Below are 23,311 nucleotides of genomic sequence, written 5' to 3'. Positions count from 1 at the left end.
GGGCGGTGGTGCTGGGTGGGGCGGTGCGAGTTCCCAGGTGGCGCGGTGAACGGCGGGCGAGGCGGCGAAGGCGCTGGGGTGAGCGCTCCAAAGCGGGGCGGCGGCCCTGAGTGAGGCGGTGCCAGCTCCTAGGCGGCGCGGTGAACGCTGGGGCGGTGGAGGCGCCGGGGCGGGGGTGTCAGGGAGTGCGCGGCGTATGGGGGTCAGTCGGCTTCGGGGAAGCCGATGGAGAAGGCCGCTTCGAGGTCGTGCTTGGAGTAGGCGCGGAAGGCGATGTGCGTCTCGGTGTGCAGGACACCTGAGACCTTGTTGATCCGCCCGGGTACGACCTCCGCGATCTCCTCGTAGGCGGAGACCCTGACCATGGCGAGCAGGTCGTATTCGCCGGTGATGGAGTAGACCTCGCTGACCCCTTGGATCTCGGCGATCGTCTGGGCGACCTCCGGGATCCGGTCTACCTCTGCTTTGATGTGGACAATAGCCGTGACCATGCACCAACTCTATCGTTTCACCTCATAGGCCGCCCCTCCCGAGGGCGCGGACGATCAGGTCGCTGGTACGCGAGATCGATGCGCGCCTTGTGCCGGGCGGCCCCCTGGGCGGGCAGGCTCCACTCGCCGTCGACCTCCACCAGCCGCACCCCCGGCGACTCCAGCCAGCGCAGGATGCACTCGGTCTCCTCGGCGCTGGCGGCGTGGACGGGCCCGGGCCCAGGGATGACGGACTCGGCGGCGGCCGTCAGGGAAGCGACGAAAGGGGTCGGATGGGCGCCCTTCGGCATGACGCCCGCCGCCGCCAGCCGGCCGTAGCGGATCACGTGGATGTCCCAGCCGCCGCCGAAGGCGGGGCTGGCGGCCACTAACTGGGGGATGCGAGTGATGGCGCTCAGCCGCTGCATGCGGGCCGCCGCACGGACGAACGCCGCCAGCCGGTCGCGGTCGATGGAGGCCTCCTCGTAGCGCTGCTCCACCGACAGACGCTCCATGCGGGCCGACACGGCGGAGAAGACCGGCGAGGCGTCGAGCGTCATCGCGCGGCGGGCGCTCTCGGCGTGCACCGCGTATTCCTCCTGGCTGGTCTTCCCCTCGCACGGGGCGCCGCAGCGGCCCATCTCGTGCAGCACGCAGGCCGCCCGCCGGGTGCGCAGCGTGATCGGCTGCGTGCACTGGCGCAGGGGAACCGCCTCGTGCAGGGCGATGCGGGCGTCGTCGGCCAGACGGGAGCTGCCGAACGGGCCCAGATAGGTGGCGCCGTCGTCCTTGAGCTCGCGCACGATCGACAGGCGCGGGAACAGGTCGGTGGTGAGCTTGAGCCAGACCACCTTCTCGGGGAAGCGGGAACGGCGGTTGTAGCGCGGTTTGGCGCCGCCGATCAGGCGCAGCTCCCTGACCTCCGCCTCCAGGGCGGTCGCGCAGACGATGTGGCGCACCCGCTCGGCGATGCCGATCATCTCGCGGATGCGCGGGCGGGTCTCGCTCGCCGTGAAGTAGGAGCGCACGCGGTTGCGCAGGTTGGTGCTCTTGCCGATGTAGAGGACCTCGCCGCGCTCGTCCTCGAACAGGTAGACGCCGGGGGCGTGGGGGACGGACTCGCCCAGGTGGCGCTTGCGCTGCTGCTCCGGGGTCGGGGCGCGGACGAACGACTTGAGCTCCTCCAGCGTGTGGACCTGGAACGAACCGGCCCGCTCGATCAGCCCGTGCAGCACGTCGACGGTGGCCCTGGCGTCCTGCAGGGCGCGGTGGCACGGCTCGGTGGAGCTGCGGAAGAACCTGGCCAGCGTGGACAGCTTGGCGTTGGGCGTCTCGTCGCGGGTCAGCACGCGCCGCGCCAGGTCGACGGTGTCGACGACCGGGTTGACCGGCGGGGGATAGCCGAGCGAGGCGCAGGCGGCCTTGACGAAGCGGGTGTCGAAACCGGCGTTGTGGGCCACCAGCGTGGCGCCGCGGATGAACTCGAGAAAGCTCGGCAGCACCGCGTCGATCCGCGGCGCGGCCATGACCATGGCGTCGGTGATGCCGGTCAGCACGGAGATGAACGGCGGTATGGGGCCGCCCGGATCGACCAGCGTGGAGAACTCGCCGAGCACCTCGCCCGCCCGCACCTTGACCGCGCCGATCTCGGTGATGGCGTCCTCGGCGGGGGCACCCCCCGTCGTCTCGAGGTCGAACACGACGAACGTGACGTCACTCAGCGGGGTGCCGAGCTCGTCGAGAGTGCCTTGAACCGGATCCACGAACCAAGACCATAGAGAGGCCGACCGACAGGAACCACGACCGGCACCCGCGATCACCGGAACAGGTCACCGAAGGGGCGATGTTGTCACCGGGCGGCCAGGCCCCGAAGCGCGAATCTGTTCAGCAGAACTCCCATATGTAGTTACCCTTCCCTTTATGTCCGCGGGAAGACTTGCCGGCCGCTACTCCCTGCTGCGCCCGCTGGGCGCGGGCGGCATGGGGAAAGTGTGGCAGGCCAGGGACGAGATGCTTGACCGCGAGGTCGCGGTCAAGGAGCTCACGCTGCCCGAGGGCATGTCACCCAAGGAACGGTCCCACTCGATCACCAGGGCCGTGCGCGAGGCGCAGGCCACCGCGCGGCTGCGCCACCCCGGCATCGTGGCGCTGCACGACGTGGTCGTCGAGAACGAGCGGCCGTGGCTGGTCATGGAGCTGCTGCGCGGGCGTACCCTCGCCGAGACCGTGCGCGAGTTCGGGCCCATGCCTCCCGACTACGCCGCGCGCATCGGCGCCGACGTGCTCGACGCGCTGGGCATGGCGCACGCCCAGGGGGTCCAGCACCGCGACGTCAAGCCGGGCAACGTGTTCCTGACCGACAGCGGCAGGGTCGTGCTCACCGACTTCGGCATCGCCAGGCAGGAGGGCCAGGCCACCCTCACCGAGCAGGGGCTCATGATCGGCTCCCCCGGGTTCATCGCGCCCGAGCGCCTCGAGGGCCAGCCCGGTGGCCCCGCCAGCGACCTGTGGTCGCTCGGCGCCTCTCTCTACGTCGCGGTGACGGGCGGGTCCGCCTACTCCGGCTCGGCGGCCCAGCGGGTGCGGGCCACGCTGATGGAGCCGGTCCCGATCGCGCCGGGCCCGCTGGGGCCGCTGCTGGCCGCCATGATGGCGCACCACCCCGCGGCGCGGCCCGACGCTCGTACGGCCGGGGAGGCGCTGCGCCAGGTCGCCGCGGGCGGGGCGGCGCCGCAGTTGCCGGTCACCCAGACCGTGACCGCGCCGACCAGGGCGCGGCGGCGCGGCGGCGCGGCACGCTGGATCGCCATCGCCGCCGCGGCGGTGCTCGTGGTCGCCGCGGGCACCACGGCCTTCTTCTTCCTGCGGGGGGAGGACGACGGCGTGCCGTCGGCGTTCACGGTGCCCATGGACGTGTGCACCCTGCTCAGCTCCCAGGAGATCGGCAGCGTGCTGCGTACGCAGAGCCCGCCCAAGGGACGCCCCGACGCCGACGAGACGGGCCCCAAGTGCGGCTGGCCGCTCGCGGGCAGCGGCGTGGGCCTGCAGGTGCAGAAGGACTCCGACACCGTCGATCCCTGGTCGATGACCGATGATTCCGCCCGCAGGCTGTTCCAGAACCAGAAGCGCTACTGGGCCAGATACAACGAGGTCACCTGGACGTGGCCCGAGATCGGCGTGAAGGACTCCAGGAAGGCCACGCGCACCCCGGTGCGCCCGGTCGGCGGCGTGGGTGAGGAGGCCTTCGCCTTCGAGCTGAAGGGCCCCACCGGCCGCGTGCACACCGCCCACGTCTACTACCGGCTGGCCAACCTCGTGGTGAGCGTCGAATACTCCACGCTGGCCAACAGGCCGACCGACGACGACGTCAGGCAGACGGCGCTGAGGGTGGCGCAGGCGAGCGAACAGGCGTTGCGCGATGCCGGGTGACCTCTACCTGCTGGCGGGCCGCTACCGGCTGATCGAGCGGCTCGGGCAGGGCGGCGCGGGCACGGTGTGGCGCGCCATCGACGAGGTGCTCGACCGGCAGGTCGCGGTCAAGCAGGTACGCGTGCCCGACGGGCTGACCCCGGGCCAGCGGGCGGACTTCGCCAACCTGGCCATCCACGAGGCGAGGTCTGCTGGACGCCTGCGCGACCCGGCGATCGTGCTCGTGCACGACGTCGTCCTGGAGGGCGACCAGCCGTGGATCATCATGGACCTGGTCACCGGCCGCTCGCTCGACAAGGTGATCAAGGAGCGGGGGCCGCTGCCCGCCGCGTACGTCGCCGAGATCGGGCTGCGCGTCCTGTCCGCGCTGGAGGTGGCCCACGCGCACGGCATGGTGCACCAGGACGTCAAGCCGGCCAACATCCTGCTCGACGCCGACGGATCTGCCATGCTGACCGACTTCGGCATCGCCGCGCCGATGGGCGGGCACGCCGACAGGTTCGGCAGTGCGGGCTCGCCCGGCTACATGGCGCCCGAGCGGCTCAACGAGCAGCCCTCCGGCCCCGCCTCCGACCTGTGGTCGCTCGGCGCCAGCCTCTACACGGCCGTGGAGGGCAGGGCGCCGTTCGAGCGGCAGCTGTCCGCGGCGGTCGCGGCGGCGGTGCTGCTGCACGAGCCGCCGTTCCCCGCCAGGGCCGGGCGGGAGCTCGGCGGCCTGCTGATGGCCATGCTCGCGAAGGACCCGGCGGCCAGGCCCACGGCCGCCCAGGTGCGCCACGCGCTGCGCGGCCTGACCGGCGTCACCACGGGCGCTCATGACAAGCGGGCGGGAGCGGGGTCCCGCCGCCGGCTGCTGCCCGCGGCGGTCGCGGCCGTCGTGGTCCTGGGCGCGGGCGGCTGGTACGCCGCCGGCGCGCTCGTCGACGGGCCGGAGACCGGCAGGTTCGCCACGGCACCCGACCCGTGCACGCTGATCACCGGCGCCCAGGCCGGCGAGCTGGTGAAGGGCGAGCCTGAGCGCATGCGCAGCAGGCCGGGGGAGTGCCAGTGGCTCGTCCGCGACGGCGCGGCGGGCCGCCGGCTCATCGTGCGCGCCTGGGCGGAGAAGCCGGGCGCCGATCTCGGCGGGCCGCAGGTCGCGCAGCGCCGCTTCGACAGCGAGAGGACCACCCGCACCGCCTCCAAGGGCAGGCACATTCGCGAGGTGCGCGGCGCGGTCAGCGAGGTCAAGGGCGTAGGGGAGGCGGCGATCATGCAGAACAAGTTCAAGTTCCACCTCAACAGCAACAAGAAGGGCTCGTCCGACAGCGTCATCCTCTTCCGGATGAGCAACCTGCTGGGCGAGGTGGTCTGGCATCGTGACGACGTGCCGTCCTCCGACCCCGCGGACAAGGAGCCGGCCGTCGCCGCGGCCCGCCTGGTCTCTGCGGCGCTGGCGAAGTGAACGCCCGCAAGCCTCTCGCAAGGGGTGTGACTACCATGTACCCCCGCACGTCAAGGCAACCCCAGGAGTCCGTGTGAACCCCGGTAGCGAGCACGAGCCGCCTACCAGCCCTTACCAGGTGCCAGGCAGGCAGTTCGAGCCGCCCAACATGCCGCCCAACATGCCGCCCAACATGCCGTCCGGCGCGCCACAGAACACGCCACCGTACCTGCCTCCCGCCATGCCGCCGACGCCGCCGACACCGCCGACACCGTCGATGCCGCCGCCGCAGCGCCCGCGGCGGCCCGCCTGGCTGCTGCCCACGCTGGCCGCCGCCCTCGTCGTGCTGGTCGCGGCGGGCGGCGTCGGAGCCTACTTCGTCTACGGCAAGGTCGCGGGCACCTCCACGCCGCCGTTCGCGCAGCCGGGAGACACGACGGGCGACACGACGGGCGGCGGGTCGGCGCAACCGACCGCCACCACGGCCGCCGCCGCGACGGCGCCCGACGTGTGCGCGATGCTGCCCGAGGACGAGGCCGACCGGCTCGTCCCCGACGCGACCATCGCCAAGAGGTCCAAGGACGGCCACTACACGGTCAGCTTCAGCTGCAACTGGCAGAACCAGCGCATCTCGTACGGCGAGTTCTGGCGCAGCAGGGAGATCGACGTCCGGATCGAACAGCACAAGGGCGAGGGCACCAAGACCGGCAGGGCGATGGCCCAGAACTCCTACGAGGTCGACTACCGCGGCGGCAAGTACGGCGAGACCGCCACCCCGTCCGTCAAGCCGGGTGAGAAGAGTTACACCTCGCCGGTGAAGGACATCGAGGGCGTCGGCGACAGCGCGTTCGCCCAGTACACCTGGCGCCGCGACGGCAAGCTGCTGTGGTACTCCTTCGGCAAGGCCTACGCCCGCGTCGGCGACATGACGATCGAGGTCAAATACCAGGCGAGCCAGCAGCGCAAGGACGCCCAGATCCTGTCGAACGAGACCACCCAGTCGATCACCGAGGCGAACGCGATCCGCGAGGTCTCCAAGCTGGCCGGCCACTTCGCGAAGGGCGTGGCGGCCTGGCAGGCGCAGCATCCCGACGTGCTGGCCCAGGCGGAGTCGTCGGAGGCGACGGTGTCGCCGAGCGCCACCCCGACGCCCTCGCCGAGCGTGCTGACCGTCTTCCCCGCCGACTGCTCCGCCGTGACGGAGGTGGCCACGAAGCTCGTGCCCGAGCCCACCACCCGCGCCCGCGGCACCACGGTCGGGGGCGACAACCAGACCGAGTGCCGCTGGCTCAACCTGGACCTGCCCGGCGGGGATGGCACCAAGAAGATCCGCAGCGCGCTGATCACCGTGCACCGTTTCACCAACCGGGCCGGCGCGGTCGACCCGCCCGGCGCGACGGCGTACTACGTCAGCGAGTACGGCGGCGACAAGAGCACCGCGGACTCGTCGCTCGGAGGCATCAAGTGGGGCAAGCTGGCCGAGGTCGGCGGGCTCGGCGAACAGGCCTACCGGCAGTACGTGGAGACCAGGCGGGGCGACGTCTCGGCCTCGAGCGCCACCGTGACCATCCGCCAGGGCGCCATGGTGGTCAGGGTCGACTACTCGGGCCACCAGCGGCCGGAGGGCGAGGCGACGAACTCGTCCGAGGTCGAGTTCATGCCGGAGAAGGAGGCCATGGACGGCGCGCTCACCCTGGCCAAGTCCTACATGGCCACGCTGACCAAGCAGCCCAAGGGCAGCTGACCTCACGCGACGCCGCCCCGCCCCCCGCCGTCAGGAGGGGGCGGGGCGGCGTCGTCGTGTTCTCCTGACCGGCGGTCCGCATCAACGGTTAAAGAGCCTGCAACCCGGCTGCAAGCGTGACAAATACGGTTAAGACCGCAAGCACTTGAGCCGCGCGATCACGTTTGTCCAGTACAGGGGCATGGGCAAGCCATGGGGGATCACGCGGCTCATTGCTTTGCCACCGTCTTCCCCCTGACGAGGAACGGCTCCAGCAGGCCGGGCACGGCGCGGGAGGCCAGTTCCAGGCCGGTTTCGTGACCGACGTCCACCACCTCGTAGTGCCCCCGGCCGGCGGAGGTGGTGGCGGAGACGGTCAGCAGCCCCGAGCGCCGCTGGAAGTACGACTCGGTGATCGTCCATCCCGAGATGCCCTTGCGGTCGAGCGCGACCGTCTGCCGCACGACCGCCCCCTTCCGGCTCACCAGGTGCCGGGCGCCCAGCGCGTGCCCGAGGTTCCTGGCGCCCTCGACCGCGCCCCACATCCCGGCGGCCGGCACCACGACGGGGATCAGCCACACCCAGGCGCGCACCCACGGCCACGGCGCCAGCGAGGACGCGACCCCCGCCGCGGCGGCCAGGAGCGCGGTCGCCAGCGAAGCTCGTACGACGCGCCGGCGCCTCGCCGCCCGGGGATGCGGGATCAGCGCGGTACCGCCGGAGAGGACGCGCGACCCCGGCACACCGGCCGACGCGACCTCGGCGGCGAGCCGCCAGGCCAGGTCACGGGGGAGTGGCGGGGCGAGCGCGGCGGCGTCCTCGGTCTCGTTCTTTGCCTTCTCGCCCAGCCCCGTGGCGACGGTCTTGACGCGGGCGCCGCCGCCCAGCCGCAGCAGCAGCGGCTCGCTGATCTCCACGCCGCGCAGCCGGCGCACCTCCAGGGTCAGCGACCTGGTGGTCAGCAGCCCGCGTCGCAGCCTGAGCCGGCCGGGCTCGTGCTCCAGCCGGTAGCGACCCCACGACTCGGCGAACAGCAGCGTCGCGCCGAGCGCGCCGACGGTCAGGTTGACCGCCAGCAGCAGCGGGACCGCCGTCAGCGGCTGCTCGACGATCCAGCCCCACAGGTCGCTCGCCGCCCTGCTGGTGACCGACTTGAGCCCGATCGCGTTGAGCGGCTTGTAGAGCGCGCCGAGTACCAGCGCGGACGCCGTGAACGTCCACACCGACAACGGCGCGTACCTGATCCACGACCAGCGCAGCTCGGCCAGCGGCCCGTCCCGCGCCTCCCGCTCCTCGTCCTGGTGCAGCAGGGTACGGCGCAGCGTCTCGGCGTCGTTCCTGGCCAGCGGGTCGAGCGTCAGCTCGGTGTGGTCGCCCGCGTGCTCGCCGGTGCCCACCTTGACCACGGTCAGGCCGAAGATCCGGAGGATCGGATCGGCCCTGAGGTCCACGCTGCGCACCCGGTCCCGGGGGATCGAGCGGTGCTGGCGCGTGGTGAGGCCGGAGCGCAGCTCGAGACGCTCGGGGGTGAGCCGCCAGCGGGTCGTACGCAGCCTGGCCAGGTCGTAGGCCAGCACGGCGGCCACGATCAGCACCGCGGCGCCCGCGCAGGCCGCGATGATCCCGCCGGCCCGCCAGTCCTGGCCCAGCAGGAAGCGGGTCAGCCCGGCCACCGCGCCGGCCACGAGCGCCAGTGACTTGGCGCCCGAGACCCACAGGCTCCGTCCCGCCAGCCGCCGCCAGCCCGACTGCGCGTCCAGCGCGGGTCCCTGCCGGTCGCGGTGGTGTGCCGGCAGGTTCCCTGCATCCGGTTCGCTCATGTCCTGCCTCCGCAGCCCGGGCGCGTTCAAGTCGCGTCCCCTGGCGTCGCCTGCGTGATGGCTGTCAGGCGTTCGGCCAGCTCGGCGGCCACCTCATGGTCCAGGCCCTCGATCTTGACGGCGCCCGCCGACGAGGCGGTGGTCACCGTGACGTCGGCCAGACCGAACAGCCGCTGCACCGGCCCCCGCGCGGTGTCGACCCGTTGGATCCGCGACATCGGCGCCACCCGCCAGGTGTGCGTCAGCCATCCCTTGCGCGTGTAGACGGCCTCGCCGGTGACCTCCCACCGCTCCACCCGGTAGTACGCCCGCGGCGCCACCAGCGCCAGCACCACGCACGCCACCGCGAACGCGGCGACCGCCGCGCCCAGCCAGAGCGGCCGCTCGGTGAAGATCCAGTACGCCGCCACGGCCGCGACGGCAAGCGGCGCCATGAGGAGCAGCCACTGCACCGTCCACCACGGGATCACCCGCGGATCGGCCTGGTTGCGCGGCGGTCTGAGCATGGTCGCGCTCACTTCTCCTCCTCCGTCTTCTTCATCGCGTCGGCAGCGGCCAGCAGCACGAGGCCGAGCACCCCGACCACGATGGCCGCGAACACCTCATATCCCTTGAGGACCGGCAGCAGGTTGACCACGAGCAGGTCGTGCGCCCACCGCCACCATCCGAACAGAGCGTTGATCAGGCCGCCCACGCCCTGCAGGAGCAGCAGCCACCCCGAGATCGTCAGAACCGCTTGCATGGCTCCAGCCTCGCCGCGCGGCCGCGCGGCCCGCGTCGGCCGTAGGTCTCGGCCGGCATCGACTTTGGTCGCTGTCGCCACGCCGTCGGCAGGGCCTAACCTCGGTGTACGTGACGGCACACCAGGAGGACGGCGCTCCCGCCCACGAATATCGGTGGGCGCTGCCGTCGGTGCTGCTCGGGGACGCCCGCGACGGCAGGCGCGTGCGCCGCTCGACGCGCGACTGGATCGTCGACACCCTCATGTTCCTGCTGGCCTGCGGCCTGACGTTGCTGTCCATGACGGAGATCCAGGACGAGCCGGCGCCGCTGCGGGCGATCGAGCAAATCATGGGGGCGCTGTCGTGCGCGGCGGTGTGGTTGCGGCGCAGATGGCCGGTCGGCCTGGCCGTGGTGACGACGCTGCTCTCGTCCTACCTGGAGTTGCCCGGCGGGGCCTCCATCGTGGCGCTGTTCACGGTGGCGGTGCACCGGCCGTTCAGGATCTCCGGGCCTGTCGCGCTGTTCTCCCTCGTCACGCTGGCGCCCTATGTCTGGCTACGGCCGCAGTCCGAGCTCGACCGGAACTGGACGGCGGCGCTCGGGGTGGCGATCGTGCTGACCGTGTTCGCGTGGGGCATCGTGGTCAGGGCCAGGCGGCAGGTCATCTGGTCGCTCAGGCAGCAGGCCGAGGGGGCCGCGGAAGAGGCCAGGCGGAGCGAACGCGAGCGCATCGCCAGGGAGATGCACGACGTGCTCGCCCACCGCATCTCGATGCTCAGCCTGCACGCGGGCGCGCTGGAGTTCCGGCCGGACGCGCCCACCGAGGAGATCGCCAGGGCGGCCGGCGCCATCAGGAACAACGCCCACCTGGCGCTGCAGGACTTGCGCGAGGTGATCGGCGTGCTGCGCGCCGCCAGGCCGGGCGAGGAGGACGAAGAGGCCGAACCGGTGCCGGAGCGCCCGCAGCCCACGCTGGCCGATCTGCCCCATCTGGCCGAGGAATGCCGCCAGGCGGGCATGGACGTGCGGCTGACCCTCGGGGTGGAGGATGCGCCGGAAGGGGTGGGCCGTAACCTCTACCGCATCGTCCAGGAGGCGCTCACCAACGCCCGCAAGCACGCGGGCGGCGCGCCCGTGGCCGTCACCGTGGCGGGCAAACGAGGCAAAGGGGTGTCGGTGGAGGTGCGCAACCCGCTGCGGGTCCGCCACGGCCTGCGCATCCCCGGCGCGGGTGCCGGGCTCATCGGGCTGACGGAACGCGCCGAGCTGGCGGGCGGCAGGCTGGAGCACGGCGCGACGCCGGAGGGCGAGTTCCTGGTACGCGCCTGGCTGCCGTGGCCGGTGAAGACGACTCGGGAGGACGCATGACCGCTCAGGCCGGCTCGCCGATCAGGCTGCTGATCGTCGACGACGACGCGATGGTGCGGGCCGGGCTGTCGATGATCCTCGGCGGCGCCGGCGACATCGAGATCGTCGGCGAGGCGGGCGACGGCTCCGAGGTGCCGCCCATGGTGGCCGAGCACCGGCCCGACGTGGTGCTGATGGACATCCGCATGCCGGGCGTCGACGGGCTCACCGCCACCGAGGCGCTGCGCCGCACCTCCACGCCGCCCGAGGTGGTGGTGCTGACCACGTTCCACGCCGACGCGCAGGTGCTGCGCGCGCTGCGGGCGGGGGCGGCCGGGTTCCTGCTGAAGGACATCGCGCCGGGCGACCTGGTGCGGGCGATCAGGAAGGTGGCCGAGGGCGAGCCGATCCTGTCGCCCGCGGTCACCCGGCAGCTCATCACCCATGTGTCCGACGGCGGGGCGGGCGAGCGTACGGAACGCGCCAGGAGGCTGCTCGGCCGGCTCAGCGATCGGGAGCGGGAGGTGGCGACGGCCGTGGGCCAGGGCAAGTCGAACGCCGACATCGGGCGCGAGCTGTTCATGAGCGTGCCCACGGTCAAGGCGCACGTGTCGCGGATCCTGACCAAGCTCGACCTCAACAACCGGGTCCAGGTCGCGCTGCTGGTCTACGACGCGGGCTCGTAGCCGGGCCACCGCGTCGGCAGGCCACGTTCGTGCCGGGGTGAGTCGCCGCGCAGGCGGGCCCTCGATCGCGGCGCGGTGAGTCACCGGTCCGAGCGGCCGGGCTCGGACGGCCGGGCTCGGACGGCCGGGCTCGGACGGCTGGTGGAGGGCCGGGCTCGGACGGCCGAGGCGCTGGAATCCCAGCTTTTCGCGCGGGTGAGGCGGCGAAGCGGACAAGGGCACTGTCGCCGGGCCTGCCGCAGAGCCGTCGGGTGCCGAGTTGACGCGGTTCTCCGAGGTCACGAGTGGCGGTGCGAGACTGCTCCGCCACGGTCCGCCTCCCTGGTGGACGCCCGTACCGGCGCGGCCGAGCCTTCCCCACCAAGCGCTTGTCCATATCGGAGTGGCCGTTACGGTCAGGTACGCGGCAGCCGTACCCTTGTCTGAAAGGGCATGTCACGAAGGGACAAGTGGGATGAGTTCAGCGGGTGAAGGCCTGTCTCGCCCGCTTCCCGAGCAGGTGCGGCTCAATGTCGTCGACTTGGCGTCTCAAGTCCTCGGCACGATGCCCGCTGCCGCCATTCCGCCGCCGCTGCGGGGCATCGCCAAGTTCGACCCTCGCAAGCGGGCCAAGCTGGGCAGCGCGCCCATCGCGGCGCAGCTGGAGAACGACAAGAAGTTCCGCGAGCTGGTCGCCGAGTCGGTGACCGCGGGCTGGCCTGAGCTGGTCGCCGCGCTCGCCGAGGGCAATGTGCCGCCCGCCGCCGATCCCGTGCTGGTGGCCGCCGCCGCCTATCTCACCCGCCCGCCCGGCTGGGCTGAGATGATCGAGACCGCCCGCTCCGACCTGGAGCAGTCGCTCGCGGCCGCCGAGGACTCCGAGCGCGAGGAGGCCGTCTCCCGGTTGCGCGAGCAGCTCGCCGCGCAGAAGAGCGCCGCCAAGGCGGAGGCCGACCGCCTGCGCGAGCAGGTCAAGGCCGCCCGCGCGGAGAACTCCGACCTGCGCCGCAGGCTCCACGACGCCCGCGAGCGGGCCAAGGCCGCGGTGCGTCGGGCCGAGGAGATGGAGCATGCCGCCGAGGAGGCGAGGACGGCCGCCTCGGCCGCGGGCAGCGCGGGGGAGTCCGAGCTGCGGCGGCTGCGCGAGCGGCTGTCCGACGTGGAGAAGCAGCTCGAAGCCTCGCGCCGGGCCGCGCGCGAGGGCAGGAGCATCGAGGACACCCGCATCAGGGTGCTGCTCGACGCGCTGCAGGACGCGTCGGCCGGGCTGCGCAGGGAGCTGGCCCTGCCCACCACGATCAGCCGGCCGGCCGATTCGGTCGCCGCGGTCACCGGCGAGCGGCCGGGTGTGCGCGTGCCCGCGCGGGCGCTCGCCGACGACGATCCGCAGCTCCTCGACCAGCTCCTCGCGCTGCCGCAGATCCACCTGATCATCGACGGCTACAACGTCACCAAGACCGGCTACGGCACGCTCACCCTCGCCGACCAGCGCAACCGGCTGATGACCGGGCTGGGCGGGCTGGTGGCGCAGACCAGGGTCGAGGTGACCGCGGTGTTCGACGGGGCGGAGCTCAACGCCCCTGTGCAGGTCGTGGCGCCGCGCGGGGTGCGGGTGTTGTTCAGCGCGCCCGGGGAGATCGCCGACGACCTGATCCGCCAGCTCGTCCGCGCGGAGCCGCCCGGCCGCGCCATCGCCGTGGTGTCGTCGGATCGTGAGGTGGCCGAGTCCGTCAGGCGGATGGGAGCCAGACCCGTTCCGTCTGGCTTGCTGCTGCGCCGCCTGGGTCGGGCTTAAGTTACGAATTGGTATGTTTGGGTGAGAGCCCACCCGCCACTTCTGTACTATTTCGCCCCAGTAAAGATCCCCTGGGAGGCGACGCAGTGAGGTTTGGCCGGGTGCCGGTGGCCGTGGGTCTCGCGTTCGGGCTTGTGGTGTCTCCCATGGGAGCGGCGCTCGCTGATCCGAAGCCGACCATCGGGCAGGCCAAGGCCAAGCTTGACAAGCTCAACGACAAGGCCGACAAGGTCGTCGACCGCTACAACACGGCGACCGAGCGCTACAAGAAGGCCAAGGGCACCTACGCGAAGCTGAACAAGAGCTACAAGCGCAAGCTCCGTACGGTCGCCGACCTGCGCGTCCAGATCGCCGACATGGCCGCCACCGTCTACCGGGCCGGCGGCTACGCCACCACCCTGCCGGGGCTGGTCGGCGCCGACAACCCGCAGGGACGGCTGGCCGGGATGGCGCTGGCCGGGCAGATGGCCAAGGAACGTTCGGAGAAGCTGGCCGCGTTCGACCGGGAGAACCGCGACCTGAAGAAGGAGCGCGACAAGGCGCAGGGCGCGCTGCGGTCGGCCGACGAGGTCCGTGGCGAGGTCGAGAAGGAGCGCAAGGAGATCCTCGGCCTGATCGCCAAGCAGAAGAAGCTCCTGAAGAAGCTGGGCGCCTACAAGACCGGCGATCCGAACAGCACCGGCATCGAGTACACGGGACCCGCGTCGGGGAACGCCGCGGCGGTGCTGCGGTTCGCGTTCGCGCAGGTCGGCAAGCCGTACGTGTTCGGCGGGACGGGGCCGGGCGGCTACGACTGCTCGGGGCTGACCCAGGCGTCATGGCGGGCCGCGGGCGTGTCGCTGCCCAGGACCACGTGGGCGCAGTGGGCGTGGGGCGCCAACCGCAAGGTGTCGCTGAACGCGCTCCAGCCGGGGGATCTCATCTTCAGCGAGGGCCTGGGGCACGTCAGCATTTATGCGGGCAACGGGAAGATCGTCCATGCACCGCAGACGGGCGACGTGGTCAAGGTCGTCAGCCTCTCCGCCTACGGCCGCGGCCTCGTGGGCGCCGTCCGCCCGTAACCCGGCCCATCCTTCTACGACGCTCCATCGTTGCCGCCGTGCGATCACTTTCTGCTCTTCTTTGATCACCGTGGGTCCAGCGCATATTAGGCGGAATGTGACAAACGCGACATCTGGCCCCTGACAAAACCGGTGTGTCGTGAAGTGTGAGCAGGGTCACTTTTTGGTAACGACGCTCGTGTTCCAGCAGGGGTTCGGGAGTTTACTGAGGCCTTTGTCGATCTTTACAACCTGACTCCGCTTTTGCCGATCCTTGACCGTTCGGCGTAGCTTCTGGCGTCGTCGCGGTGCACAAGCCATGGCGCCGCGAACCCGCATCGGTCCCTCCCGATGTGAAGACAGATGAAGATCCGCCGGTCATCGCCGCGACATCCCCAATGACACAACCACCGAGTCGGGCGATGACCTGCCGAATCCGTGCAGTCAGGAGGCACGGAACCGGGGACCCAGCGATCCCAGTTCCCCAGGGATCAGGGGTGAATCGGCGCGCCATCGCGCCGTAGGGCGACTTCCAGGCCCGAATCCGACAGCTAACCCGGTAGGCGTTCGTGGAAGACCCAAGGAGAAATCCTGTCTACCTCCCTGCATAACCCCCGTCTGTCCCGCTTTGCCCTGCGTGGCGTAGTGCTCACGATGACCGTGACGGCCGGAGGTATGGTCCTCCATGCCCCCACGGCTCAGGCGGCGACGACGAGCGATACGGCCGGCGTCTCCTCGGTGAGGGCGGCCACGGTCGCCGCCACCTCGACGTCGGCGAAGGCCGCTCGGAAGCGAGCGGCCAAGATCGCTCGGCAGAAGGTCAAGGCCGGCAAGGCCATCGCCGTGGCCAAGAACCAGATCGGTGACCCGTACCGTTACGGCGCCACAGGCCCTGGTTCGTTCGACTGCTCCGGCCTCGTCCAGTACGCCTGGAACAAGGCCGGGGTGAAACTCCCGCGCGTGGCGAGCAGCCAGTTCGCCCGCATCAGGAACAAGGTCTCCTGGCGCAACCTCAAGCCCGGTGACCTCATGTTCTTCAACGGGCTCGGCCACGTGGGCATGTACGTCGGCAAGGGCAAGATGATCCATTCGCCGCGGACAGGCGAACGGGTGCGCATCGACAAGCTGGGCGGATGGCGCAAGTCGTCGTTCGTCGGCGCGGTCCGTCCCGGCCTCTGATGAAGCCCCGCCCGGGTCCCAGGAGATCCTCCTGGCCCGGGCGGGCTCCCGTGGACGTCCGTCCCTCCCGTCGTGGACGGCCGGCCCCTCGATCGGGCCCACTACGATCGGCAGCGTGTCCGAGCAGGTGAGCCGACGAGCCGCACTGGCCGCGCTGCTCCTCCTCGGCCTCGCCGCCGACGCCCCCGCCCCCGCATCGCCCGTCTTCCCCGCGAAAGCCCGCGACCTGTGGCCGGACGGCCAGTCCACCGCCCGCGGGGCACGTTCCCTCGTCACCGGCCACCGCGCCGCGCCCGGCACGCTCAGCGATCTCGCCCGCCGGGCCGACTCGGCGGGGCTGCGGGTCACGGCCGTGCTCGGCCGCCCGGTGCGGCCCGTGGTCATCCTTCCCGGCTCCGCCCAGGACGCGGCCCGGCTGGCCGGTGTGGAGCGCCTCGACGGGCTGGCGGCGGTGGCCGACGGCGGCCGGGTGATCGTCGTCCCCGAGTCGTTCGGCAGGCTCACCTCCACCGGCAAGGACGTCGTCCTCACCCACGAGCTGACGCACGTCGCCGCGGGCACCGGCGGGCTGCCCGTCTGGCTCTACGAGGGCTTCGCCGACTACGTCGCCTACCGGGACGCCGGGCTGCCCGTGCGCACGGCCGCCGCCGAGCTGGCGGCCGAGGTGCGGGCCGGGCGGGTGCCGGCCGCGTTGCCGGGGCCCGAGGCGTTCGCCGTGGGCGGGCCTGACCCCGGACGCCTTGCGCTGGCGTACCAGGAGGCCTGGCTGGCGTGTCGGTTCCTCTCCCGCCGTTTCGGTGAGAGGAGCCTGGTGAGGCTCTACCGTGATGCGCAGGCGGCCGGCGTCGACGAGGCGCTCGCCGCGCTCGGGCTCTCCGTGGCCACGCTGACGGCACGGTGGCGCGCGTACGTGCGGGAGCAGCTCGCGTGAGTGGGGAGAAAGATGAGCGGACGGCGGGACGCGGACGGCCCCTCCGAGGAGGCCGAGGCGGGCGGCGGCGAGGCGGCCGCCGCAGGGCCCGGTGACGGCGTCCACGCGGGCGCCGTCAGGGCGGAGGACCCCTCGCGGACGGACGCCGGCGCGGCGGGGGCGTGGAGACGTCGCGAGCGGGGGCAGGGTGATGGGGTGCCCGTGACGACGGACGACCCGGCGCGAGACCCGGCGGATGACCCGGCGCACGACGCGGCCGAGCGCCGGTTCAGGCGGCAGGCCGCCGTGGTCCTGGCGGTGCTCGCCGCGGTGATCCTGGCCGTGGCCGCCTTGAGCACGCCGTGGCGGGTCCTGGCCGCGGGGCCGCCCGACCCGGCGCGCGACTTCACCGCCGCCGAGATCGCCAGGGCGCGGGCGTTCGACGCGGCCACGTCCCTGCCGAGCTATCTCGGGCTGGCGCTCACGCTGGCCTTCGCGGCCTTGCTCGTGGCCACTCCGTTCGGGGCCAAGGTGCTGGGCCGGCTGAAAGGCCCCTGGTGGGTACGGGTGGTCCTCGGCGTCCTGGTGCTCACCGCGATCGTCGAGGCGGTCAGGTGGCCGCTCGGCGTCTGGTTCGAGACGCTGCTGCGCGACTACGGCCTGTCCACCCAGGACTGGGCGGGCTGGACCGCCGACCGGCTGAAGAGCCTCGGCGTGGAGGCCTTCCTGCTCTGCCTCATGCTGCTCGTCCTCGTGGGGCTGGCCCGCAGGGTGCGGCGCTGGTGGATCCCGGCGGCCGTGGGGGCGGGCGCGCTGACCGTGGTGATGTCGTTCGTCTACCCGGTGGTGTTCGAGCCGCTGTTCAACGACTTCACGTCCATGCCGCAGGGCTCGCTGCGCGACAATCTGCTGGACATGGCCGAGCGTGACGGCGTGCCGGTGCAGGACGTGCTGGTCGCCGACGCCTCGCGGCGCACGACGGCGCTCAACGCGTACGTGTCGGGCTTCGGCGCCACCCGCAGGATCGTCGTCTACGACACGCTGCTCAAGGCGCCGCAGCCCCAGGTCGAGCTGGTCGTCGCCCATGAGCTGGGTCACGCCGAGGCCGACGACGTGCTCTACGGAACGCTCGTCGGCGCCATGGGGGCGGCGCTGGGCGCGGTCCTGCTGTTCCTCGTGTTCGGGGCGGTACGCCGGCGCGCCGGCGTCACCTCGATCGCCGATCCGCGCGCGGTGGGCGTGGTCATGGGCCTGATGACGCTGGGCTCGCTGATCATGGGCCCCGCCCAGAATGTGATCAGCCGCCACGTCGAGGCGAGGGCCGACGTGCACGCGCTCGACCTCACCCGGGATCCGGCCACGTTCATCGCCATGCAAAAACGGCTGGCAATTACCAATATTTCCGACTTGTCGCCGGATCCGGTGGAATATGTGCTCTATGCCTCCCATCCTTCCAGCCCCGAGCGCATCGCCCTGGCCCGCTCATGGGCCGAGCTGAACGGCGTCCCGGTGCCGTGACCCATGCGGACGTGCTCTTCGTCACGAACGACTTCCCGCCCCGGCCGGGCGGCATCCAGTCGTTCGTGCACGGGCTCGCGCTGCGCACGCCGGGCGTGACCGTCTACGCCCCCGCGTGGCCGGGGTGCGCGGACTTCGACCGGCGCCAGCCGTACCGGATCGTGCGGCATCCCACGCGGCTCATGCTCCCGGCCCCGGCCGTCGCGCGCAGGGCGGCCGCGCTGGTCGCCGAGCATCGCGTGCGGACCGTCGTGTTCGGCGCGGCGGCGCCGCTCGGCCTGCTCGCGCCGCGCCTGCGCGCGGCGGGCGCGCGGCGCGTGGTGATGCTCACCCACGGCCACGAGGCGTCGTGGGCGAGCGCGCCCGGCTTCCGCGCCGTGCTGCGCAGGATCGGCGAGCACGCCGACGTGGTGACGTATCTGGGCGAGTACACGCGAGCCCGCCTGGCCGCCGCCATCCCCCCGGCCAAGCTCGTACGCCTCGTTCCCGGCGTGGACACCGGCCAGTACCGCCCGGGCACGGCCCGCCGGTCCATCAGGGCCGAGCTGGGCCTGGAGGACAGGCCGGTGGTGGTGTGCGTGTCGCGGCTGGTGCCCCGCAAGGGCCAGGACCAGCTCATCAGGGCCTGGCCCCAGGTGTTGCGCGCGGTGCCGGACGCGGTCCTGCTGCTGGTGGGCGACGGGCCCCACCGCAGGACGCTGGAGCGGCTGGCGGCGGGGCACGAGTCGGTCAGGTTCACCGGCGCGGTGCCGGCGGCCGGCCTGCCCGGCTACTACGCCGCCGGCGACGTGTTCGCGATGCCGTGCCGTACCCGGTGGGAGGGCCTGGACGTCGAAGGGCTCGGGATCGTGTTCCTGGAGGCGGCGGCGACCGGGCTGCCGGTGGTCGTGGGCGCGTCCGGCGGCACGACCGACGCTGTGCGGCCCGGCGAGACGGGGCTGGTCGTCGACGGCGAGGACGTCGACGACATCGCGCGGGCCCTCGTCGAACTGCTGAGCGACCCGGGCAAGGCGCGCAAGATGGGTGCGGTCGGCCGCGACTGGATCGCCCGCGAATGGGCGTGGGACCACGTGGCCGCCCGATTCCACGCCCTTCTCTGAGGCCCTTCTCTGAGGCCCTTCTAGCCTTTGGTCGACCCCAGCGTCAGGCCGGTCACGAACTGCTTGTGCAGCAGCTGGAAGACGATCAACGTCGGCAGCGCCACCAGCACCGACCCGGCCGCCAGCAGGTTGTAGTCGGTGAAGAACTGGCCGCGCAGGTTGTTCAGAGCCGAGGTGACGGGCAGCTTGTCGCCCGACGACATCAGCACCAGCGCCCACAGGAAGTCGTTGTACATCCACGTGAACTGCAGCGTGGACAGCGCCGCCAGCACCGGCCGGCACAGCGGCAACGTCAGCCGCCAGTAACGTTTCCACACCCCGGCCCCGTCCACCAGCGCCGCCTCGCTGATCTCCTCGGGGATGGTGCGCATGAAGTTCGCCATCACGAAGACGCAGAAGCCGAACTGGAACGCCACGTGGATGACGATCAGCCCCAGGTAGGAGTCGTAGAGCGACTGCGAGTCCGACAGCCAGGCGGGCAGCGGGATCAGCGTGTAGAGGGTGTAGAGCGGCGTGATGAGCACCTGCGGCGGCAGCAGGTTGCCGGCGGTGAAGACGATCAGCAGCGCCTTGCGGCCGGGGATGCGCAGCCGTGCGATGGCGAACGCCGTGAACGACGCCAGCAACAACGTGATCAGCACACCGGGAATCACGATGATCAGCGTGTTCAGGTAGTAGCGGGGCAGCTCGGCCTGGATCCACGCCTCCGCGTAGTAGTCGAGCGTGAGATCTTCCGGCAGCGAGAAGTAGCCCAGGCGGGCGGTCTCCTCGTACGGCCGCAGCGACGCGTACACGGCCAGCGCGAGCGGCAGCAGCCAGCCCAGCGCCACCAGCGCGAGGAAGGTGTGCAGCAGGATCCGCAGCGGTCGCACGGGACGCCGCGCGGCGGGCCCGCGCGCCTGGGACGGGGGAGCGGAGGCGGGGGCGGTGAGCGTCATCGTTCCTCCCTGAACAGCTGCGACAGGTAGGTGACGATGAACGCCAGCGAGATCACCAGCAGGATCACCGCGATCGCCGAGCCGAACCCGATCCGGCTGGCCTCGCCCACGATGTTCTCCGTCACCAGCACCGACAGCAGTTCGAGCCCGTTCCTGCCCTTGTTGATGGCGTAGACGATGTCGAACGCCCGCAGCGCCTCGATCACCGTGATGACCAGCACGATCACGTTGATCGGCCGCAGCGTCGGGAAGACGACGCGGAAGAACGCCTGCCGCTCGCTGGCCCCGTCGATCGCCGCCGCCTCCTTCAGCGCGGGGTCGACGGCCTTCAAACCCGCAAGATAGATGATCATCACGTACCCGACGTGCCGCCACGCGGCGGCGACCATGACGACCCAGATGTTGATCGAGCTGTCGCCGAGCCAGTCCACGCCGAGCCCGGTCACCGCGTTCAGCACGCCGTAGTCGGAGGAGTAGACGAGCTGCGCGATGAAGCCGACCACGGCCAGCGACAGCACCACCGGCATGTAGAGGGCGCTCTGGTAGACGCGCGACAACCGCAGCCGCCGGTCCAGCAGCACCGCGCAGAACAGCCCGAACGGCGTCGCGACCAGACCGAGGAAGGCCAGCCACAACACGTTGTTGCGGACGGCCGACCAGAACGGCGGATATTCGGCGGCCAGGTCGTGGTAGTTACGCCCGCCCACCCACTCGATGGGGCCGATGCCGTTCCAGGCGGTGCCGGACAGCCCCACGGAGGCCAGCGTGGGACCCCAGACGAGCCCCACGTTGACGACGATGGCCACCCCCAGCCCGATGACCAGGATGGTCACGTCGCGGGCGGAGTAGCGACGGGTCTTGACGGCCATCAGCGGAAGATGTTGGCCTTCTGCTTCTCGATGCTCGCCAGTAAGGAGTCGATCTCGTCCGGTTCGCCGACGAACGACTGCAGGGACGGGATCATCACGGTCGAGGCGAAGTCGGGCCGGGTGTCACGGTCGAGGAACTGCGCGATGTGCGTGGCCTTCGACACGAGTTCCGCGCCGCGCTTCTGCAGGGCGCTGTAACCGGACGTGTCGGCCTCGGAGCTGGCGGCCAGCACGCCGGGGTCCAGCTTGGTGGCGACGTTCTGCGAGGAGGCCTGGGCGAAGTGCTTGAGCAGCGCCTTGGCGCCGTCGACGTTCCTGGCCTTGGCGGAGATCATGTAGCCGTCGATGGGGGCGTCGATCGAGTCGGTGCCGTAGGTGGGGTTGATCTCGGGGAAGGTGAAGAAGTCGAGGTCGTCACGGTCGGCCTCCGGGAACTGCTGGGCGACGAACATCCCGAGCAGGTACATTCCGGTCTTCTTCTGCGCCAGCGACTGCCCGGCCTCCTGCCACGTGCGGCCGAGCGCGGCCGGCTGGTGGAACTCCATCAGCCCGCGCCAGGTGTCGAACACCTGCCTGACCCTCGGATCCGTCCACGACTCCTTGCCGCCCATGAGCGAGACGTGGAAGTCGTAGCCGTTCATGCGCATGTTGAGGATGTCGAACGTGCCCATCGCCGGCCAGCCGTCCTTGTCGGCGAACGCGATCGGGATGAGCCCGTCGGCCCGCATCTTCCTGGCCAGCGCGGTCAGCTCGTCGAGCGTGGCCGGGGGCTCGTACCCCTTCTCCCGCCAGAGGCTCTTGCGGTAGAACACCGCCCACGGATAGTAGGTGAACGGCACGAAGTACTGTTTGCCGTCGGTGCCGGTCGACTGGTCCTTGAACGCCTGCGTGTAGTCGCCGCCGATCTCCCGCCACACGTCGGAGATGTCGACGGCCAGCCCCTGCTCGGCGAAGAACTGCATGCGGTAGCCGGCGAACCAGGTGAACACGTCCTCCGGCGTGCCCCGGAGATAGCGGTTGATGTTCTCCTGGAACGTGTTGTGGTCCACAGTGTTGATCTTCGTGGTGGCCTGCTTGAAGCCGCCGACCACGGTTTCGAGGGTCTTCTTCGGGATCTCGTCGGAGGCGTTGGAGCCGATCGTGACCGTGCCCAGCCCTCCGCCGCCGGACGCGGGGCCGGGATCGTCGGAGCCGCACCCGGTGAGCACGGCAGGGACGCCGAACGCGGCGGCGGCGCCCAGCAGGACATGACGGCGGGAGATCGGCAGCTGTTGGGCCATCGTGGGTTCCTCCTTGCCGGACCCTTCAGATTCCCCCGAGTTCGCGCATCTTCATTCATCGAAAAGCCAACATTTCGGACTGTCAACGCACGGTTTCATGACGAATCCCCGGCAGCCACGCCGCAGCCGCCGTGTCATGATGCGATCGGGATGGTGTCGGAACCTGTTGGGATCTGGTGATGCGATGCTCGCTCCGCAGCGTCAGCAGGCGATTCTCGAACTGGTCAGGCAGCACGGCGGCGTCAGGGTGATCGAGCTGGTGCGGGTGTTCGGCGTCTCCGACATCACCATCAGACGCGACCTCGAGTCGCTGTCGGAGCGCGGCCTGCTGACCAAGGTGCACGGCGGCGCCACCGTCATCGGCTCCACGGACGAGCCCGGCTTCGCCGCCAAGTCAGTGCGCCAGGAGGCGGAGAAGCAGGCCATCTCCCGCCGCGCCACCGCCCTCGCCCGCCCCGGCACCGCCGTGGCCCTGTCGGCGGGAACCACCACCTGGACGCTCGCGCACCATCTGGCCGCCGTCCCCGCCCTGACCGTCGTGACGGACTCGGTGCGCGTCGCCGAGGTCTTCCGGCGCTGCGGCCGGGCCGACCAGACGGTCGTGCTCACCGGCGGTGTGCGCACGCCCTCCGACGCCCTCGTCGGCCCCGTGGCGGTGGCGGCGATCCGCGAGCTCAACGTGGACGTGCTGTTTCTCGGCGTGCACGGGATGACCGTCAGAGCGGGCTTCACCACTCCCAACATGATGGAGGCCGAGACGGACCGCGCCCTGATCGGGTCGGCCGGCCGGCTCGTGGTGCTCGCCGACCACACCAAATGGGGCACCGTCGGCATCAGCACCATCGCCCAGCTCGGCGAGGCCGACATGGTGATCTCCGACGCCGGGCTCGCCGCCCCGGCCAGGGAGGCGCTGGCCGGGCAGGTGGGGGAGCTGGTCATCGCCGAGCCGGGCTAGTACTCCAGTGACACATCGCGATCATGGTTGGGATCTGCGCTGGTAGTGGCAGTGTCGGGCGGTTGCCTGATGGCGGCGGCGCCAGTCTGACCAGCGCAGAATGTCCGTGATCGTGTGGGTCGTGGTC

Annotated in this window: 20 protein-coding genes and 1 riboswitch; of the genes, 12 read left to right on the top strand and 8 right to left on the bottom strand. The window is 71.3% G+C overall.

From position 1 onward, the window contains the following. Positions 1-203 precede the first annotated feature (203 nt). On the bottom strand, positions 204-491 hold the full coding sequence (locus E1292_RS39100) for an Lrp/AsnC family transcriptional regulator (protein WP_132603442.1): 288 nt from the start codon (positions 489-491) through the stop codon (positions 204-206). Between the two features lie 17 nt (positions 492-508). Continuing rightward, the gene (locus tag E1292_RS39095) at positions 509-2,233 is read right to left on the bottom strand and encodes a DEDD exonuclease domain-containing protein (RefSeq protein ID WP_132603439.1); all 1,725 of its coding nucleotides are present in this window, start codon (positions 2,231-2,233) and stop codon (positions 509-511) included. A 157-nt stretch (positions 2,234-2,390) separates the two neighbouring features. Between E1292_RS39095 and E1292_RS39090 the strand changes: the two genes are divergently transcribed. The 3 genes from E1292_RS39090 to E1292_RS39080 all read left to right on the top strand — a co-directional run bounded on the left by E1292_RS39090 (position 2,391) and on the right by E1292_RS39080 (position 7,066). Continuing rightward, entirely contained in the window at positions 2,391-3,899 is a 1,509-nt protein-coding gene (locus E1292_RS39090; RefSeq protein ID WP_132603436.1) for a serine/threonine-protein kinase, read from the top strand. Continuing rightward, positions 3,889-5,343, top strand: a complete 1,455-nt coding sequence (locus E1292_RS39085; protein WP_132603433.1) for a serine/threonine-protein kinase — start codon at positions 3,889-3,891, stop codon at positions 5,341-5,343. The genes E1292_RS39090 and E1292_RS39085 overlap by 11 nt, the downstream gene beginning before the upstream one ends. Positions 5,344-5,416: 73 nt before the next feature. Next, positions 5,417-7,066, top strand: a complete 1,650-nt coding sequence (locus tag E1292_RS39080; protein ID WP_132603430.1) for a hypothetical protein — start codon at positions 5,417-5,419, stop codon at positions 7,064-7,066. Positions 7,067-7,275: 209 nt separating this feature from the next. Here the strand turns inward: E1292_RS39080 and E1292_RS39075 are convergent, their stop codons facing one another. From E1292_RS39075 to E1292_RS39065, 3 genes are read right to left on the bottom strand one after another with little or no spacing between them, the layout of a single operon-like run. Further along, the gene (locus tag E1292_RS39075) at positions 7,276-8,865 is read right to left on the bottom strand and encodes a PH domain-containing protein (protein WP_132603427.1); all 1,590 of its coding nucleotides are present in this window, start codon (positions 8,863-8,865) and stop codon (positions 7,276-7,278) included. A 26-nt stretch (positions 8,866-8,891) separates the two neighbouring features. Beyond that, a complete protein-coding gene (locus tag E1292_RS39070) occupies positions 8,892-9,371 on the bottom strand; it encodes a PH domain-containing protein (protein ID WP_132603448.1) in 480 nt (159 codons plus the stop codon). Positions 9,372-9,379: 8 nt separating this feature from the next. Continuing rightward, positions 9,380-9,607 (bottom strand): hypothetical protein, encoded by a 228-nt coding sequence (locus E1292_RS39065; RefSeq protein WP_132603424.1) that lies wholly within the window; start codon positions 9,605-9,607, stop codon positions 9,380-9,382. A gap of 110 nt (positions 9,608-9,717) precedes the next feature. On the opposite strand from E1292_RS39065, the gene E1292_RS39060 reads away from it, so the two are divergent. The 8 genes from E1292_RS39060 (at position 9,718) to E1292_RS39025 (ending at position 19,142) form a co-directional block, all read left to right on the top strand. Then, positions 9,718-10,956 carry a sensor histidine kinase gene (locus tag E1292_RS39060; RefSeq protein WP_132603421.1) on the top strand — a complete coding sequence of 413 codons (1,239 nt, stop codon included), beginning with the start codon at positions 9,718-9,720 and terminating at the stop codon, positions 10,954-10,956. After that, complete coding sequence (locus E1292_RS39055) at positions 10,953-11,621, top strand: response regulator (RefSeq protein ID WP_132603418.1); 669 nt, start codon at positions 10,953-10,955, stop codon at positions 11,619-11,621. The genes E1292_RS39060 and E1292_RS39055 overlap by 4 nt, the downstream gene beginning before the upstream one ends. A 520-nt stretch (positions 11,622-12,141) precedes the next feature. After that, complete coding sequence (locus E1292_RS39050) at positions 12,142-13,395, top strand: NYN domain-containing protein (protein ID WP_246090629.1); 1,254 nt, start codon at positions 12,142-12,144, stop codon at positions 13,393-13,395. A gap of 146 nt (positions 13,396-13,541) precedes the next feature. Further along, the gene (locus E1292_RS39045) at positions 13,542-14,456 is read left to right on the top strand and encodes a C40 family peptidase (RefSeq protein WP_246090628.1); all 915 of its coding nucleotides are present in this window, start codon (positions 13,542-13,544) and stop codon (positions 14,454-14,456) included. A gap of 397 nt (positions 14,457-14,853) precedes the next feature. After that, a riboswitch (cyclic di-AMP (ydaO/yuaA leader) is annotated at positions 14,854-15,016 on the top strand. Positions 15,017-15,089: 73 nt separating this feature from the next. Beyond that, positions 15,090-15,614, top strand: a complete 525-nt coding sequence (locus E1292_RS39040; protein WP_132603412.1) for a C40 family peptidase — start codon at positions 15,090-15,092, stop codon at positions 15,612-15,614. Positions 15,615-15,729: 115 nt separating this feature from the next. Further along, the gene (locus tag E1292_RS39035) at positions 15,730-16,545 is read left to right on the top strand and encodes a gluzincin family metallopeptidase (RefSeq protein ID WP_132603409.1); all 816 of its coding nucleotides are present in this window, start codon (positions 15,730-15,732) and stop codon (positions 16,543-16,545) included. A 12-nt stretch (positions 16,546-16,557) separates the two neighbouring features. After that, positions 16,558-18,042, top strand: coding sequence for a M48 family metallopeptidase (locus tag E1292_RS39030; protein WP_132603406.1), 1,485 nt, complete (start codon positions 16,558-16,560; stop codon positions 18,040-18,042). Then, on the top strand, positions 18,009-19,142 hold the full coding sequence (locus tag E1292_RS39025; protein ID WP_132603403.1) for a glycosyltransferase family 4 protein: 1,134 nt from the start codon (positions 18,009-18,011) through the stop codon (positions 19,140-19,142). Before E1292_RS39030 ends, E1292_RS39025 begins: the two co-directional genes overlap by 34 nt. Positions 19,143-19,162: 20 nt before the next feature. Here E1292_RS39025 and E1292_RS39020 read toward each other — a convergent pair whose 3' ends face one another. From E1292_RS39020 to E1292_RS39010, 3 genes are read right to left on the bottom strand one after another with little or no spacing between them, the layout of a single operon-like run. Continuing rightward, on the bottom strand, positions 19,163-20,080 hold the full coding sequence (locus E1292_RS39020) for a carbohydrate ABC transporter permease (RefSeq protein WP_132603400.1): 918 nt from the start codon (positions 20,078-20,080) through the stop codon (positions 19,163-19,165). After that, on the bottom strand, positions 20,077-20,949 hold the full coding sequence (locus E1292_RS39015; protein WP_132603395.1) for a carbohydrate ABC transporter permease: 873 nt from the start codon (positions 20,947-20,949) through the stop codon (positions 20,077-20,079). The genes E1292_RS39020 and E1292_RS39015 overlap by 4 nt, the downstream gene beginning before the upstream one ends. Further along, positions 20,949-22,229: an ABC transporter substrate-binding protein gene (locus tag E1292_RS39010; RefSeq protein ID WP_132603392.1), complete on the bottom strand. Its 1,281-nt coding sequence runs from the start codon at positions 22,227-22,229 to the stop codon at positions 20,949-20,951. The genes E1292_RS39015 and E1292_RS39010 overlap by 1 nt, the downstream gene beginning before the upstream one ends. Before the next feature lie 184 nt (positions 22,230-22,413). Between E1292_RS39010 and E1292_RS39005 the strand changes: the two genes are divergently transcribed. Further along, complete coding sequence (locus E1292_RS39005; RefSeq protein WP_132603389.1) at positions 22,414-23,184, top strand: DeoR/GlpR family DNA-binding transcription regulator; 771 nt, start codon at positions 22,414-22,416, stop codon at positions 23,182-23,184. Positions 23,185-23,311 lie beyond the last annotated feature (127 nt).

Origin of the sequence: Nonomuraea deserti, assembly GCF_004348685.1 — a bacterium.
GTDB classification, from domain to species: Bacteria; Actinomycetota; Actinomycetes; order Streptosporangiales; family Streptosporangiaceae; genus Nonomuraea; species Nonomuraea deserti.
The sequence above is the reverse complement of the archived record's forward strand: the minus strand, read 5'-3'. Positions and strand labels throughout refer to the sequence as shown.

Coding starts and splice junctions, on each gene's coding strand:
- E1292_RS39100 (WP_132603442.1), bottom strand. CDS start 491: ATGGTCACGGCTATTGTCCACATCAAAGCAGAGGTAGACCGGATCCCG.
- E1292_RS39065 (WP_132603424.1), bottom strand. CDS start 9,607: ATGCAAGCGGTTCTGACGATCTCGGGGTGGCTGCTGCTCCTGCAGGGC.
- E1292_RS39010 (WP_132603392.1), bottom strand. CDS start 22,229: ATGGCCCAACAGCTGCCGATCTCCCGCCGTCATGTCCTGCTGGGCGCC.
- E1292_RS39020 (WP_132603400.1), bottom strand. CDS start 20,080: ATGACGCTCACCGCCCCCGCCTCCGCTCCCCCGTCCCAGGCGCGCGGG.
- E1292_RS39005 (WP_132603389.1), top strand. CDS start 22,414: ATGCTCGCTCCGCAGCGTCAGCAGGCGATTCTCGAACTGGTCAGGCAG.
- E1292_RS39090 (WP_132603436.1), top strand. CDS start 2,391: ATGTCCGCGGGAAGACTTGCCGGCCGCTACTCCCTGCTGCGCCCGCTG.
- E1292_RS39085 (WP_132603433.1), top strand. CDS start 3,889: ATGCCGGGTGACCTCTACCTGCTGGCGGGCCGCTACCGGCTGATCGAG.
- E1292_RS39070 (WP_132603448.1), bottom strand. CDS start 9,371: ATGCTCAGACCGCCGCGCAACCAGGCCGATCCGCGGGTGATCCCGTGG.
- E1292_RS39030 (WP_132603406.1), top strand. CDS start 16,558: ATGAGCGGACGGCGGGACGCGGACGGCCCCTCCGAGGAGGCCGAGGCG.
- E1292_RS39015 (WP_132603395.1), bottom strand. CDS start 20,949: ATGGCCGTCAAGACCCGTCGCTACTCCGCCCGCGACGTGACCATCCTG.
- E1292_RS39025 (WP_132603403.1), top strand. CDS start 18,009: ATGGGCCGAGCTGAACGGCGTCCCGGTGCCGTGACCCATGCGGACGTG.
- E1292_RS39075 (WP_132603427.1), bottom strand. CDS start 8,865: ATGAGCGAACCGGATGCAGGGAACCTGCCGGCACACCACCGCGACCGG.
- E1292_RS39055 (WP_132603418.1), top strand. CDS start 10,953: ATGACCGCTCAGGCCGGCTCGCCGATCAGGCTGCTGATCGTCGACGAC.
- E1292_RS39045 (WP_246090628.1), top strand. CDS start 13,542: ATGGGAGCGGCGCTCGCTGATCCGAAGCCGACCATCGGGCAGGCCAAG.
- E1292_RS39040 (WP_132603412.1), top strand. CDS start 15,090: ATGACCGTGACGGCCGGAGGTATGGTCCTCCATGCCCCCACGGCTCAG.